This window comes from Bartonella rochalimae ATCC BAA-1498, assembly GCF_000706645.1.
Taxonomy (GTDB): domain Bacteria; phylum Pseudomonadota; class Alphaproteobacteria; order Rhizobiales; family Rhizobiaceae; genus Bartonella; species Bartonella rochalimae.
Genome location: NZ_KL407338.1, coordinates 128,583 through 144,021 on the forward strand (window position 1 = coordinate 128,583; position 15,439 = coordinate 144,021).

Sequence of the window (15,439 nt, forward strand, 5' to 3'; positions counted from 1 at the left end):
TCACCCTTTTTGACCTTGTATTCGAGTGATAGTGTTATTTCCTTCAATAATTTCGTCTGGAATAGATATAAGCTTTTATAAATTGGCTGGGGCGAACTTTACTCTAAATTCTTGATTGAATATCATAAACTTTTTTTCATATAAAACTATAAGGTATTAGCTTTGCTATCAGCAAGTTCATATGATTTAAATAAAGTGCACTAGGTGTCTTCAATAATCTTATTGATTAGTTTTTATATTTATATTTGTATCGTATATGATTATGCAATCAGCTAGAAGTTGTAAAAAAATGCAACGGAAATCAGCAATCGAATTGTAAAGAATCAAAATCTGAATTTTCAAATATAAATATTTTAGGAAAAGTTGGCTGGGGTACCTGGATTCGAACCAGGGAATGCCGGTACCAAAAACCGGTGCCTTACCGCTTGGCTATACCCCAAAAGATAAAATAATTACGCTAGCGTTCGCGCCTTATAACGATTTTTACAACTGTACGCAATATGCGAAAGCAGAAGTACTCACTTTTTCTGCTTATAAAAGCTTAATTCTATCATTATATCATAAAATATATTACTAGCTTTTAAGAAAATGACACTAAAAAACTAATTTGATGTATATTTAAAATATCACATTCTCCTTACAGTCATGATTTTAATACCCAGTATCTATTAATAGTATAAAATTCATAGATATCTATGTTTGCGAGCATATACAAATCAAAAAAATATCGTATTTTTCAAGAATTAAAACATCGTAAAAATCGATAAAAACACCATTGCGGTAATTATAATTATAGAAATTATTCAATTGTAAAGCTTATAAAATAATTTATCACGACATGAATTTAAAATTGTAGAAAATATCCCAATTATCTATCTTTCCTTATTCTTATATCAAAATAATAAAAAATAATTATTTGCTTTGAAAATTTAGCCATATCTTATAATTTTAATTCATCGTTTGAAGAAAAAGGAATAGAAGCTATTTCTGTATCAAGTGCGTCCATAAAAGCGATGATGAAAGCAGCATTTGTACCAAAATCTCTTGGCAGATGACGCGAAGTGGCACGCATATCAACAAAAGTTGTATTCCCTTCATCTGTTAAGCGAATTACAATATCGGAAACGAAATTTAGGCAAATAGTTTTTGCTATTGTTGCAATATAAAATTCGTTATCTTCGTTCTTGATATTTTGTTGCGCCAGTACCGGCCAGCCACGAGCTGCTAGGACATTAAAAACTGATTTACGAATATGATCAGGTGAGCCGTCATAACGACGTCCCGACATTTCTGGCCATTGTGACATTTGTACTTTAGCTTGTTTACTCAAATCATTTTTGAAAGGAAAAGAATTACTGGGACGTAGAGTACGGAAAAAAACTGGTGGTTTCTGTGTATCAGTAGAAACGTCATAAATAGCTGGCAAGGCAAACCACCATCCAGTAGATAGTATCAGCGGTGTGGCAGTGATTAACGAAAAAATGATACCTTTCAGCGCTTTCATTCCACCTCGGGTACCATATGTCCATAAACTATAGAGCGCTTTGATAGCAAGAAAAAGAGAGAGGAAAATACAACAAGCAGAAAGGATTATCAAAACGATAAAATCACTTATACGAAGCATAGAATAGCGTTGTAAAAGTGTTGAGAATAATAAAATAAGAAATGCCAATCCACTGAAACGAGGAGACCAGACCGCTGCCCTTGAGGTGAGCGAAACATATTCCTTTTTCATGAAACATTTTTCCCCAAAAAGTACTCTAAACAAAATCTTCTTCAGATTTTATGTTTAATGATATAGGTAAATAAAGCACTCACTTTTGAAATCAAGAGCACTTTAAGCGATATACATTTTCAGTAATTAAAGCTAATTTATTTTTCTGAATAATGATCGATTTGTTTTTAAATAGAGTCATCTCTTATTTATGAATTGCCAGATAAATGAGTACTTAGGCTTCGTAAAAAAATCAATGAAAGTACTTTGATTTTAATAGGGAATTTATGTTTGATCAAAATATTTTATAGACAAAAGAAGTATATTTGCAATCATGTTATTTTTATTATGGACTTTTAAAGCTAATAGTAATATATCATAGCGTATTTTATAAAATTTGAGGTCTTGTATATATGAACATAAGATATTTAATAACAGCTTCTGTTTTAAGTTTGAATTTGCCTTTTGGAGCGCAGGCTAGCGATACTGCAGTTCCTTCAGGTTTGAAATCAATTGCTTCTCCTTTTTATTCTTGGGATGGTTTTTATCTTGGAGGACAGGTGGGCAGCTTTTCTAGTTCTATGTCTTTGTTGCATAATAATACTGATAAAACTGACGAGCGGAATTTTAAAGATGTATTTTCATCTGAAGTTTCTGGGATTACGGGTGGTTTTTATGCAGGTGTGAACTTTGAGTATAGTAATCGCTTTGTTTTAGGCGTTGATACAGACATTGTTTTCTCTAATAAAAAGGCTGAAAAAGTTTTTGTTGACGAAAAATTTGAAAATCTTGTTCGGTCACAAGATTCAATACAGCAAGCGACACAGCAATCCACACGGCAAAGATCAAGTGAACCTCGGATGATGATAATTCGTAACGAGGATGGTTCGCAGATAGTAAGTAGTAGCAGTGGGGGTCGTAGCGGAGCAGATCCACTTATAAGAACGGTGCTAAATTATCCAAATGAGGGAAGAACAGTAGTGTATGATGGAGATGCTGCACTGCGAGTCAGAGTTTCCGGAAGTAATGGTGAGCAACCATTAGTAACATCATGGGTAACTTATCCAAGTTTGGGAAAAACAGTGGTGTATGATGGAGGACAAACAGGGGGTGATTCCTCTGGTGCTTCTTCTGCAGGTATATTGCCATTGCCTTTTGAAGTGTATACTCATACTTTAAAACGGAAATGGCTTGGTGCTACGCGGATGCGTTTAGGTTTGTCGGCTGGTCGTGTTATGCCTTATATTGCTGGTGGTATTGCTTATGCGAAGGTTCAGTTTATTTCTTCAAAAACAGTTAATATAGGTGCAAGTAAAAACACTGTTCCTATGAGTTCGCTCGATAGTGCCGAAGTAGAAGTAATGGTTGGTTATACTCTTGGTGGTGGTTTTGATTTTGCGATGACTGATCGTATTTTGCTACGCGCAGAGTATCGTTACTCAGATTTTGGTGCAGAGAAATTCAAAAAAGTAGACCTAAAATACTATAAGGTTAATGATTTTCGTATTGGTTTAGCTTATAAATTTTAATTTGTTGAAGCATAAAACTACTTAGAAGTTATATTTTTGCGATATGGAAACTCTCTTTATCAGGTTTCTAATAATAAAAAATATAATGCAATAAAGTGTTATAATGTACAGATTTGCTATTCTGATATAGACAGTTTTAGAGGTCTGTCTAGTGTAGGATGGTTAATTTTTAGGATACAATAAGCTTATTAAAACTGGATCTGTAAATATTAACAATGAGTGTTTCATAATTTAAATAAATTTAAAAAATGAAATTTTTGTATTTTTACTGTTATTATAGATAAAAAAAATACAAGAATGATTTTAAAAATGTAAGTTTTTATTAAATTTCAGCTGATTTATGAGAAGTGTATCTATATTTTTAGATGTGGAGATATGAGCTCTTTGAATAAGAAAAAAAGATAAAGAGTTTGGAAGCTTTGATTTTTTATTTCTTATATTTTTGTTCTTGATTTGATCTATTCTTGCAGTAATTATCTGAAATATTCTCAAGTGATAGGGGGATAAGAATATATTGATGCGGAAATCGGGTTATTTTTTTGTGCTTACTATCAAAAGAGAATAATAGATTTTAGTTTATGCAATTTGGTTTCAGGATGCAAACTGTTATGGTTTAGTTATGGTAATAGCAGGTAGGAGAGGGTTGTAGCAGAGTTTTTAGTGGAAGGTATCCCATTTTATACCGATATTAAAGGTGGTTTACCTAGGATAGCAAAAGCTGTGGTAATGAATGACAAAATAAAAAGATAAATCTGTTTAAATTGGTCTAAAAACGATAGAAATGAGCAATAATCTCTTTATTTTCTTGGATTTATAGTGAGAACAAGAGCACCCGATTTGTACAACAATGGCAGATATGAGACTGCTGTTTTTATTGCGTTGATTTAATGAATCCTAGTACATACAGGAAGGTGTACTAAGTATTGTCTTGTGTATTTCTGCTGATGAAGTTTTTGTCTTATTGGCTTGAAAGATCTGCAATCTATACTTGTTTATAGCGCAGATTGTTTTTTTTCAGTTGTTAGCTCGTTATGGAAATTATCTACATTATTCGTTGGAGCCATAAATGACAGCGTTTTATTTTAGAAATGCAGGGTAGAAATTACTTTTTGGGTGAATCTATTCTAGAATTTTCTAATATTATGCGTATGCCAATTCGTGAACAGGAAGTCTTAATATTGCAGCAGAAGATAAATAATGTCTTATTCCAAATTTTATTCAATATTTCTTTATGGTTATTGTCAAAACTTTTTGAATAATTTGCAGAAATTGGTGATCTAGAAAAATTGTATTTAATTTTTCTTTGAGTGAAGACATTTAAGTTATTAATAGTGAAGAAAATTGAATAGGTTTTTTGTTTAATTTTTTCAAAAGGCGTTGTGACTTAATTTATTTTACAGAATTCACTGATATTCTAGAAATTATTTTAACTTAGCTTGGGAATTGTCTTCAGTATGTACTTATATTTCATGTGAAGTTAAGCCAGTTAAGAATGCTTCCTCATCTTTTTGTGCTAATCCGTAGTTCGATATAATGAAGGTAATAGGATAGTTTTATAGGAGAAGCGCTTATTTAATTTAGAAAAAGGAGCAGTTCCATCGGTTGTGCAACGTATATTAATTCATTTTTCATATTCATAAAGTGGGCTAGTAATACAGAAAAAAGTGAGACATTTATTGCTTCTAGTTCTATTTGGAATCAGTATGAATAGGGTATCCATTATGATTCAGCTTATGAGATATGATTAAGATTTAGAGAGAAGAAAACTTTAATTCCTAAAGTAGTCATTAGCAATCTATTTTGGATGCTGTAATAAAGTAATTCCGAGTTCAATGATAAAAACACACTAGGAAGAGTTTTGGTAAAGGCAGGTACAGAATATTTGCATGGGATGTTAGACAATATTTTACGGTCGAAAACGTAAGATTGAGAGCTGTTAACTATTCTTCTTTTTATCATTTAAAAGTAATTTAATATTTTGGGCGCTGAGTGAATTAGGAATATTTGTCAGAATATGATTGTATTCAAGGTAGTATTTTGACGAGTGATCAGATATCTTTAAAAAATTATTATAATGTATATTATTCAATTGATATCAAACATTATTCGATATTTGCTCTTAAAAAATATTATAAGTATCAAATTAGATTTGGGAGTGAGATTAATAATTAGAATCGAGGAGATTTTTAAATGACTTTTGAATTAGTTGAGTTACCTTATGATTATGATGACCTTTCGCCTTATATGTCACGCGAGACACTTGAATATCATCATGATAAACACCACCTTGCTTATCTGACAAACACTAATAATTTTGTAAAAGATTTAGGCTTAGGGAATAAGAATCTTACAGATCTTATTAAAGAAAGCTTTGGAAAAAATCCTGGTTTATTTAATAATGCAGCTCAGTATTATAATCACAACCATTTTTGGCATTGGATGAAAAAAGGTGGAGGGGGACAAAAGCTTCCTGCAAAATTAGCCAAAGCTATCGAGTCTGATCTAGGTGGTTATGATAAATTCCGTGCAGATTTTATGGCAGCTGGCGTTGCTCAATTTGGGTCTGGTTGGGCGTGGGTTGCTCTTAAAGATGGTAAATTAGAAATTATGAAAACACCCAATGGTGAGAATCCTTTAATTCATAATGCGCAACCTATTTTAGGCGTTGATGTGTGGGAGCACTCCTATTATATTGATTACCGTAACGCTCGTCCAAAATATTTAGAGGCATTTGTGGATCATTTAATTAATTGGGATTATGTTTTAGAACTTTATGAAAGCTATGGGTTATAGGAGGAGTGTATAATCCATTATTATTAATAAAGGCTTCAAATTTATAATTTCTGAAGCCTTTTACAGGGTAAAATATTGAAGTTAGCAGTTGTTTTTTCCTACTATTTTTAGAATGTATGCATATATATATGCAATTTCTTCTAATTTTGCAAAACGCCCAGCTGCACCGGCATGACCTGTATCCATATTGATACGCAATAAAACTGCATTATCATCTGTTTTTAAATCACGTAATTTCGCTACCCATTTTGCTGGTTCCCAGTACGTTACACGAGGGTCTGTTAATCCTGCAATAGCAAGAATAGGAGGATATTGTTGAGCCTTGATATTATCATAGGGCGAATAAGAGGCAATAAGATTATAATCTTCTTCAGATTCAAGAGGATTACCCCATTCTGGCCATTCTGGGGGGGTTAGGGGCAACGAAGCATCAAGCATTGTTGTGAGGACATCAACAAAAGGAACGTTTGCAATAATACCAGCAAAATCTTGTGGGGCTATATTGGCTATAGCACCCATTAACATTCCTCCTGCTGAGCCGCCATAGGCAATTAGCCGATCATGAGAAGTGAATTTATGATTGACGAGATGACGTCCACAAGCAATAAAGTCGTTAAATGTATTTTTTTTAAAGAAATGTTTTCCTTTTTCGTACCATTCCGTTCCTTTTTCTTTTCCTCCGCGAATATGGGCGATAGCATAAATAAAGCCTCTATTGACTAGCGAAAGTATATTGCTATTGAAATTTGCAGGAATAGAGATCCCATATGCACCATAGCCGTAAAGGAGGCAAGGCGCTTTACCATTAAGATCGGTGGTTTTATGATAAAAAAGGGAGATAGGGATTTTTTCTCCATCATGTGCAGTTGCCATAATACGTTGTATTATATAATTATCTTGATTATGCCCAGAAGGAATTTTTTGCGTTTTTAAAAGGATTTTCTTGCGACTTGTTATTTCATAATCAAAAATCTGATTAGGAGTTGTCATAGATGAATAAGAAAATCGAATAGTTTGGCTGTTGTATTCTGCTGCACCTTGCAAATCTAAAGAATAAGCTTCCTCTGTAAAGGCAATGGAGTGCGTCTGTTTAGTGGCACGATCCATGATTTGTATACGAGGAAGTCCTTCAAATTGTTCAAGCCAAATGAGAAATTCTTGATAGGCGTCATGGAATAGGATGAGACGCCCAAGTTGATGTGGCACAATCTCAGACCAGTGTTCTGATTGCGGTGATATACATGGTGCTACCATAATTTTAAAGTCTTTTGCATTATCTCGATTGGTGAGAATGTAAAAGACATCATCTCCTTCTGTGAGTGAGTATTCAATGCCTTTTTCTCTTTTTCGCACACATTGGGGAGATGTGAAGGGAGCATTGGCAGGAATAAGCCAGATTTCTGATGTTTCATGATCATGAATATTGATATAAATAAAGTCATTCAGCTTAGAACCGCTTACATGTAAAAAAAAGCCAGGATCATTTTCACAAAAAATGAGCTTATCTTGAGTTTGATCGGTATTTAATCGGTGATAGTAAAGCTCTGATGGGCGATGATTCTTATCCATTTTAGTATAAAAAAAGCCTTCAGAATTTGCATCCCACACGATTTGTTCAGATATGTCAGTGATTGTGTCAGTATAGTGAGATAGTACTTTAAAATTATGAATTTTAGCTGTGTAATATTCAGAACCTTTATCATCGTAAGTCCATGCAGCATATGCATGATTAGGAGATATTTGGACTGAACCAAGTTTAAAATAATCTTTACCGTTGGCCAAAACATCACCATTAAGGTAAACGTCTTTTTCTCCACCATTTCTTGGTGTACGAAAATAATGTGGTTGTTGGCCTCCGATCACATAAGAAAAACCATAGGAAAAAGGACCATGTTTTATAGGAACAGAACTGTCATTTTCTTGAATACGGCTTTTCATTTCTGAAAAAAGTAAATCTTGTAATGATTTTGTATCAGCCATTTGATCTGCCTGATAGGCGTTTTCTGTTTCAAGATGGTGTCGGATATTTTTGTCAAGACAGCTGGTTTTTTTTAAAACATCTTGCCAGTTTGAGGCACGCAGCCAATGATAAGGATCTTCGCGGTAAATACCGTGATGAATTTCTTTATGAATAATTTGGGGTGCTTTTGGAGGGAGTATAGACGAACGAGTCATGCATAATCCTATAAAAGGAGTGAAGATTTTCTATGTGTTAAATCAAAGTTATTGAAGTAATTAAATTCCATGCCTAATAGGCCATTATTTATTTGTAAAAATATAACTTAGATAGAGTTTACAATTTATGTACTATATTTTTATTCATGACATTTGTTTTTTATTATTGAAATTAAAAATAATTTCTTAAATTATTTTTTTATTAAGAAAAACTAATTTTTGATACCAAAATTAAAATTGATAGAACTAAATATAAGGTATAATGTTATTGTTTAAAATAAAAAGCTATTTTTATATTATAAATTTGCATTCGATATTTCTAGTTCTAAGTTTATGCTTCTTTATTATATAATATGACAACAAAGAGAAGTTTATTTGATTTTTTTGTGTTAATGCAATTTTATAAAATAATTGAATTGACAAAAAAGATTTTTGTACAATATGAAACTTATATGTGTATAATCTCGTTATTACGAGTGGAAATACAATGATGTCTCGGTTAAAATTAAAGGAAATAAGAATGGAACATCGTCCAGTCCTGGAGACTGAAAGCAACTTAGTTATTACGTTGGTTGCCGATATTGTTGCTGCTTATGTGAGTAATAATTCAATACGGCCGGTGGAAGTGCCAAGTTTGATTGCTGATGTTCATGCTGCTTTTCTAAAAGCGGGGAGTATGACATTAGCGGAAGTTGAAGTCGAAAAACAAAGGCCAGCTGTCAATCCAAAACGTTCAATCTTTCCTGATTATCTTATCTGCCTTGAAGATGGAAAGAAATTTAAATCTTTAAAGCGTCATCTTATGACGCATTACGGGATGTTGCCCGAGGAATATCGTGAAAAATGGCAATTAGATAGCTCTTATCCCATGGTTGCGCCTAATTATGCAAAAGCACGTTCAGCTTTGGCTAAAGAAATGGGACTTGGACGTAAAAGCGAAAAAAAGAAAATCAAGTAGTTACGTTATTTCAAGGGTATTATCTAATTTGAAATCTAGAAGTGTTTTTTAGAAAACGTCTTAGTGATAAGGAATTAACGTACTTTTGGGAAAAGAGTCTTGTTGTTATAGAAAGCTTTCGGCACGAATTCGTTTAATCATTGCTTTAAGGCCATTAGATCTTTGTGGTGTTAAATTTTCATTTAAGCCCAGCTTTACAAGCAGTTCCTCAGCATTAGCTACACGGATTTCAGAAGCTTTCTTGCCTGAATAGAAAGCAAGAAGGATATAGATTAGACCACGTACAATATGGGCATCGGAATCTCCTTGGAATGTTAATACTGGATTTTCTGAGTTATCTCGTGAGGAGAAAAGCCATACTTGACTAACACAACCGTGCACTTTGTTAGTGTCGTTTCGTTCGCTTTCTGGAAAAGGGGGCAATTCATAGCCAAGCTCAATGACATAGCGATAACGATCTTCCCAGTCATCAAGTTGAGAAAAGTTCTCTATAATATCATCGATCGTTTTTGTCATAATAAACTGCTTTCTTGTTTTCTGGAATATTTTTATGATGCTTCTTGTTGATAGATAATGACCTTATTTTTAATAAAGTTAATGAAAAGTACTGAAAGAAATAAGAGTATTTTTTACAAGGTCATTTTATTTTCTTTCGGGTTTTTCATACCTGTGCTGGAGTGATCTTCTTGGGAAGGTTTCATGTTTTTATTGCTCAATGTATGGTCAAGATATTCATAGATAATTTTTGAACCATTACGTGCACGTTCACCCATTGATTCTAAAAAGGATTTTCCGATTTTACAAGCCTCTATGTTTCGTTCACAAAACATTCCTAAATCATTTATAGTTTCCTTAAGAGCGACAATCATATCTCGTGTTGTTGCATCAGTTTCTTGAGAGGAGGAGGGATTATTATTGTTTTGCTTTGTTGTAAAAAACGAGATGATTATAAAAATAAAAAATAAAAAAAATGCTGATTTTATTAAAAAACGTATCATATTAGACCAATATGCTGCTATTATAAATGAATATGAGGGTAACTTATAATATTTTTGATGCAATATTCATAATGCTTAACATTTTATGAAATTGGGCATTCATTTTGAATGATTTACATCGTGAATGATATTATAAAATATATATTTTTGTATTGTATATAAGTGGTATCTTATCATTGTTTTATTAAAAATTTAACATTAAATTTGTCTTTAGATAGGAAGCATTGAGAATATATATCATATGTATTTAAATTAGAATATAAATACGATATAAGAGATATGAACAGTGAGCTCTAATGATTTTTAGATTAATGTGTAGAATGCTGTGTAATTTTTTGCATTGTGCTGTTTTTTATAGATGGTTTTAAACAGAAAAGTACTTTATAATCACTCTCTTCTAAAATGATTAGGTGAAATTTTAGGCTTTTGAAATTAATCGGAAGAGATATAGAAATTTTTAGTAAATACAGTACATTTTTTAATATTATAGCGTAAGTTAGTATTAAATGATAGCTTAAAACCAGATAAGAGGCTGACTTAGCCGTGGTCTTTTTGGGTTATTTTTCTCACTGCTCAAATGATCCATGAGATTTTCATATTTTTTCGAGTGAAATTTTATTTTTATGGCAAAAAAATAATGCAATTAAAAATAATGCAATTTGCTTTAAAAAGGTTGAGTGTTTTTATTATTATCTTGTAAATTTCAAATACAGCTATAGATGAAGTTTAGGGAGTTATTAAATATTAACGGTATGGGTTGGCATTTGCGTACTATATTATATCTGAAATAAATTGTATTCATTTAGTATTATACAAAGATGTAAATTTATTATCATACTATCTTTTAAAAATGTCTGTTATAAAGCGTATTCTGTGTTTTATGATACAGCTTAATTTGATTTTAAATGTCATCAAATATATGTACAAAATGAATATAATTAAATTAATTCTACAATGCTAATGAGATAGCGATAGAGAAATAATTGTATGAGGTAATAGCTTAGTATGGAATAAAATTCTGTAGAGTAGGGATTTTTATTCGTATGAAGTTCTGTTGAATGTAAGATCAACGGATATAGAATTATAATATAAACATGTTTTTCACTAACTGAAAATCGAAATAATATATGTTAAGTTCTATTATGGTAAATAAACGAAAGAAACGAAAAAAGAAATCTATAAAACAATGGAGTATTACCATAGCATTTTTGGCAGTAATGTTCCGCTTTATTCTTTGGTTAATAAAACAATTTTATCGCCGTGTATGTGCAAATGCTTGTTTAGTTATAGGCTTGTTTATTTTTATTATAAGTTTTGGTTTTTTTTTAATTAATGCATTGTTTTCACAAATAAAAACACACCAGGATGTATTGACTGATATTAATTTAGCATTGGTTTCAGTTGTATCAGAAGATACTATTTTATCTAAATAACCAACAAAAATTTAAGTCGATGCTCATTCCTGTTTCTATTGCAAGTAGTTTACTTAAGATTTATCTTTGCGCTGACTGTAAAGAATTATATTAGAAAGCCTATTGGATACGCAACAGAAATTAGCAAAATTAAAATGATCCATGGTCATTTATCAAGAAATATTTTGTTATAAAGAATTAGAGAGTTATAGTTTTTATTTATTAGGTATAGTGTATTAAAGATAGCAAGTGCTTCAATAACGATATTGAATACTTTACTAAAGAAACTATTTTAAATGTTCTATTTTGATATTATTTAGAGAAAAGAAACTTTATATTCTTTCAGCTTTTAGAGAAATCATTATTTGTGTAGAAGATTAAAAGGCTGAAAATGATTTTAAATAGTCAAAAATATTTACATTTGTTCAGAATAGAAAAATTAATCATAAGATTTTGATTAAAATACTGAAGTTGATTTGTTCAGTTAAAGATTAGGACACTTATCATTCATTGAATATACGACAAGTTGCTTTTGCAAGAAAAGATTCACTTTCTTTTTTTTCAAGTAGCGATGGAGTGAATACACGTAAAATAGCAAAACCCTCATTTAATTTTTGAGAGACTAAAACTGAATGAAGGGTATGTTCAATTTTTGATTGTTTGAGTTTTGTTATTTGTAGAGGGCTTCCGATAATGAGATTGAGCTTAGCATTTGGGGCTGTTTTATCATTGAGATTGTAGAAAATAATTCCGTCGTTTGTATAAGCTGATAATGACCAAAATTGTGTTGTTTGTGGAGTGGTTAAGTGAACAGGACCATTGTCTAGATTAAATTTGCAGACTTTAAGAAGAAATAAAGGATCCATTGATTGGCGAATAGGATTATCCGAATTCAGGTCGGCAAATTGATAAGGAGGTCCTATTTTTTCAAGTCGTGTCCATATATTATTTCGTGTGTAATGAGGAATGAACAGTAAAATACAAATATGAACAATGATCGTACTGGTGCCTATAAGAAGAATTGTATGGATGAATTTAAACACATTTTTCTCCTGCTGGAATTCGTTCTACGGAGGGCATCATAGGTTTTCGTAGTTCTGTTGTAGAAATAATTGAAGTGTCATATAAGTTCAGAATAATTCCAAATTCTTTTTTACTCGTTGATGCAAGCCAATTTCCTGTTTGCGGTGTTGGTGAGATATGTATCCGTAATGAACCATCATTTTCATAAATTACGTTGTAAGTGTGGAGTGCAGAAGGAATATTATTTGTTGAAGTGTAAGGTTTAAGGAATTTGTCAGCTAGATACAGAGTAAAGAGACGCGTTTCAGGAATGTGTCCTGTAAGTAAATAATGGCAGTTGGGACGTAGCGGATGTCCCTGGTTGTCTGTCCAAAGTTGGAAAATAAGATTTTCTGGATATCCAAGAGAAATATCACCACGCTTTGCAGTGCGTGCGCGGGTGTAAGGATCAGCTTTAGGTGTTCCTATGTGTAAATAGCTCTTCCATTCTCTAATCTTTAAACTATCAAAATCTATGGCAGTATTAAGCATATAATTAACGCTGAATATTCCAGATATAATGGAAAAAACGAAGATTAAAAAAGTAAAAATGATATTAAAAAACACTGTAGGATACTCAAATTGCATTCGTTGAAGAAAAAATAGTTTTCGTATTTGATAAGGTCATATTTGGTAATTTTTGTAAGTCTTTGTTGATAGAACGTATAGCGTTTAATGTTTCTGGTGAGAGTATTTTAGGCAATTTAGAAATTATATAAGAATTATCATGGGAAGGATTCATTGGTGATTGATAAGGTAAAATAGAATTTTTTACACCATAGAGTGGTTGAAGAACTGTATTTTGGTGTGCACAGAGCATAATGCGATGCCATATCATGGCGGGAATAACACCACCAAAAGCGCGATTCATGGGTGAAAAATTATCATTTCCCATCCATACAGCACCAGTATAATTACCAGTAAAGCCAACAAACCAAGCATCACGGTAGGCTTGTGATGTTCCAGTTTTTCCGGCAACAAGTGACATGGGCAGCGCTGCGCGTTTACCAGATCCTCGTGTGGTAACACCAACAAGCATTTGATTCATATAAGCAGCGGATTGTTCACTGATAACTTGATATGGTTTGTTACCGTTCCGTGTCCAATCCCATATGACATGACCATCTATTGTGCTAATTCGTGTAAAGCCGTGGCGATTTCCAGCTATGCCTCTATTAGCGAAGACATTAAAACCAATTGCTTGATCCATTGGTGTCATATTGGATGTTCCTAATACCATGGTTTTGTGTGATAAAATATGAGAATTAATACCCATATTTTTAATCAAATTTCTGATTGGTTCAGTATTACGATTAAGATATTTGTAAGTAATATAGACGGGTATTGTATTAATAGAAAAGGCTAAAGCAGTTGCTAAATCGACATTGCCGATATAACGGCCAGAGTTATTTCTTGGCGACCAACCATCCCAATGGATAGGTTTATCAGATACTATAGTATCGGGGGATAATCCATGTTCCTCCATGGCAGTTGCATAAACATATGGTTTGAACGAAGAACCAGGTTGTCGACCACCTTGTGTTGCTCTATTAAATTGGCTTTTTTCATAATCAAGTCCCCCAACAATTGCACGTACAGCTCCGTTATTGTCAAGAATAACGGTGGCTGCTTGTGTTGCGTGATATTGTTGGCCATATTGGTATAGATAATATTCGATTGCTTCTTCTGCTGCTCGTTGAATATTTGGATCAAGGGTTGTTTGAACAATTAAGGTGCGGCTTGGTAATTGACTGCTGATTTGACGTATTTCATCAAATGCCCAATCAAGAAAATAATTAGGCTGACTGTTTTGGGCTTTTGTAATAATTTTGGCAGGTTGGCGGTATGCTTTGATAATTTGGCTATCCATCATAAAATTACTGTCAACAAGATTAGATAGAACTATATTTGCACGTGCTTGTGCAGCAGGTAAATTGCTATGAGGAGCATATTTGGTTGGTGCTTTGAAAAGACCAGCTAATATAGCGGATTCTGCTAAGGATATGTTGCGTATATTTTTATCGAAATAAAATTTTGATGCCGCTGCAATACCGAAATTGTTTCCTCCCATATATACGCGATCGAGATAGAGTTGCAAAATTTGTTTTTTGCTAAGATTTGCTTCTAGCCATAGAGCAAGATAAGCTTCTTTAATTTTACGTGTTATGGTTCTTTCATGTGTTAAAAATAAATTTTTAGCGAGTTGTTGTGTAAGGGTTGAACCACCTTGAACGATAATTTTAGCTTGTATATTTTGTGTAATTGCTCGTATAAGACCGTAAAAATCAATTCCCCAATGATGAAAAAAACGTCGATCTTCTGTTGCAAGAACTGCTTTGATAAGATAATCAGGCATTTCCTCTACAGGGACGGATAGAGCTGGTAAAGCTCCACGGTGTCCAATAGAATTTCCATAGCGGTCCAGAAAAAGAATGGAAAAATTCTTCGATGAATACCAATCTTTTTTTGTTAATTCAAAAACAGAAATACCGATGATGGTGAATAAAGTAAAAGCAATCACCCCTAATGTTAATGTTTCATCGAGAATTTCAACGATACATCGTTTCCATCCTCGTACACGAAAACGTTGCGAAATAAGGGCTGTTCTATTCCAGAAGAAATTGTGACAAATACGGATATTGTAAAGTGTTGTGTCTAGCCACGCATCTAATTCAATAAGTTTAGGGCTATGGAATGGTTTATTTTGTTGGATTTTCTTTTTTTTCAAAAAATCAAACATAAAAAGCCTATGCTAAAGTAATACAATTAAATAATCTGATAATAATTATATGGAGTAT

11 protein-coding genes and 1 tRNA gene are annotated in these 15,439 nt (G+C 32.5%); 4 read left to right on the forward strand and 8 right to left on the reverse strand.

From position 1 onward, the window contains the following. Positions 1-364: 364 nt before the first annotated feature. Together O99_RS05300 and O99_RS05305 are read right to left on the reverse strand one after the other, a co-directional pair. Positions 365-439, reverse strand: a tRNA-Gln gene (locus O99_RS05300). 501 nt (positions 440-940) lie between these two features. Next, positions 941-1,735 carry a DUF1499 domain-containing protein gene (locus O99_RS05305; protein ID WP_035007003.1) on the reverse strand — a complete coding sequence of 265 codons (795 nt, stop codon included), beginning with the start codon at positions 1,733-1,735 and terminating at the stop codon, positions 941-943. A 392-nt stretch (positions 1,736-2,127) separates the two neighbouring features. On the opposite strand from O99_RS05305, the gene O99_RS06655 reads away from it, so the two are divergent. Beyond that, positions 2,128-3,243, forward strand: coding sequence for an outer membrane protein (locus O99_RS06655; RefSeq protein ID WP_051668869.1), 1,116 nt, complete (start codon positions 2,128-2,130; stop codon positions 3,241-3,243). A 2,190-nt stretch (positions 3,244-5,433) separates the two neighbouring features. Continuing rightward, on the forward strand, positions 5,434-6,036 hold the full coding sequence (locus O99_RS05320; RefSeq protein ID WP_035007005.1) for a superoxide dismutase: 603 nt from the start codon (positions 5,434-5,436) through the stop codon (positions 6,034-6,036). Positions 6,037-6,117: 81 nt separating this feature from the next. On the opposite strand, the gene O99_RS05325 is transcribed toward O99_RS05320, so the two are convergent. After that, the gene (locus O99_RS05325) at positions 6,118-8,211 is read right to left on the reverse strand and encodes a S9 family peptidase (protein WP_035007006.1); all 2,094 of its coding nucleotides are present in this window, start codon (positions 8,209-8,211) and stop codon (positions 6,118-6,120) included. Positions 8,212-8,731: 520 nt separating this feature from the next. Here O99_RS05325 and O99_RS05330 point away from each other — a divergent pair. Continuing rightward, complete coding sequence (locus tag O99_RS05330) at positions 8,732-9,169, forward strand: MucR family transcriptional regulator (protein WP_035007008.1); 438 nt, start codon at positions 8,732-8,734, stop codon at positions 9,167-9,169. 105 nt (positions 9,170-9,274) lie between these two features. Here O99_RS05330 and O99_RS05335 read toward each other — a convergent pair whose 3' ends face one another. Together O99_RS05335 and O99_RS05340 are read right to left on the reverse strand one after the other, a co-directional pair. Then, positions 9,275-9,685, reverse strand: a complete 411-nt coding sequence (locus tag O99_RS05335) for a SufE family protein (RefSeq protein WP_035007009.1) — start codon at positions 9,683-9,685, stop codon at positions 9,275-9,277. Positions 9,686-9,798: 113 nt separating this feature from the next. Further along, positions 9,799-10,230: a DUF5330 domain-containing protein gene (locus O99_RS05340; RefSeq protein WP_407636709.1), complete on the reverse strand. Its 432-nt coding sequence runs from the start codon at positions 10,228-10,230 to the stop codon at positions 9,799-9,801. A gap of 1,079 nt (positions 10,231-11,309) precedes the next feature. Between O99_RS05340 and O99_RS05345 the strand changes: the two genes are divergently transcribed. Further along, positions 11,310-11,600, forward strand: coding sequence for a hypothetical protein (locus O99_RS05345; protein WP_035007398.1), 291 nt, complete (start codon positions 11,310-11,312; stop codon positions 11,598-11,600). Between the two features lie 482 nt (positions 11,601-12,082). On the opposite strand, the gene O99_RS05350 is transcribed toward O99_RS05345, so the two are convergent. The 3 genes from O99_RS05350 to O99_RS05360 are packed head-to-tail and all read right to left on the reverse strand — an operon-like array spanning position 12,083 to position 15,381. Continuing rightward, on the reverse strand, positions 12,083-12,622 hold the full coding sequence (locus O99_RS05350) for a DUF1254 domain-containing protein (protein WP_035007015.1): 540 nt from the start codon (positions 12,620-12,622) through the stop codon (positions 12,083-12,085). Then, positions 12,615-13,208, reverse strand: coding sequence for a DUF1214 domain-containing protein (locus tag O99_RS05355; protein WP_035007017.1), 594 nt, complete (start codon positions 13,206-13,208; stop codon positions 12,615-12,617). Before O99_RS05355 ends, O99_RS05350 begins: the two co-directional genes overlap by 8 nt. Before the next feature lie 10 nt (positions 13,209-13,218). Next, a complete protein-coding gene (locus O99_RS05360; RefSeq protein WP_084155975.1) occupies positions 13,219-15,381 on the reverse strand; it encodes a transglycosylase domain-containing protein in 2,163 nt (720 codons plus the stop codon). Between the last annotated feature and the right edge of the window lie 58 nt (positions 15,382-15,439).

What these genes read in the sequence shown, in the direction of transcription:
- O99_RS05325 (WP_035007006.1), bottom strand. Translation starts at nt 8,211, where the DNA reads ATGACTCGTTCGTCTATACTCCCTCCAAAAGCACCCCAAATTATTCAT.
- O99_RS05330 (WP_035007008.1), top strand. Translation starts at nt 8,732, where the DNA reads ATGGAACATCGTCCAGTCCTGGAGACTGAAAGCAACTTAGTTATTACG.
- O99_RS05335 (WP_035007009.1), bottom strand. Translation starts at nt 9,685, where the DNA reads ATGACAAAAACGATCGATGATATTATAGAGAACTTTTCTCAACTTGAT.
- O99_RS05360 (WP_084155975.1), bottom strand. Translation starts at nt 15,381, where the DNA reads ATGTTTGATTTTTTGAAAAAAAAGAAAATCCAACAAAATAAACCATTC.
- O99_RS06655 (WP_051668869.1), top strand. Translation starts at nt 2,128, where the DNA reads ATGAACATAAGATATTTAATAACAGCTTCTGTTTTAAGTTTGAATTTG.
- O99_RS05320 (WP_035007005.1), top strand. Translation starts at nt 5,434, where the DNA reads ATGACTTTTGAATTAGTTGAGTTACCTTATGATTATGATGACCTTTCG.
- O99_RS05345 (WP_035007398.1), top strand. Translation starts at nt 11,310, where the DNA reads ATGGTAAATAAACGAAAGAAACGAAAAAAGAAATCTATAAAACAATGG.
- O99_RS05305 (WP_035007003.1), bottom strand. Translation starts at nt 1,735, where the DNA reads ATGAAAAAGGAATATGTTTCGCTCACCTCAAGGGCAGCGGTCTGGTCT.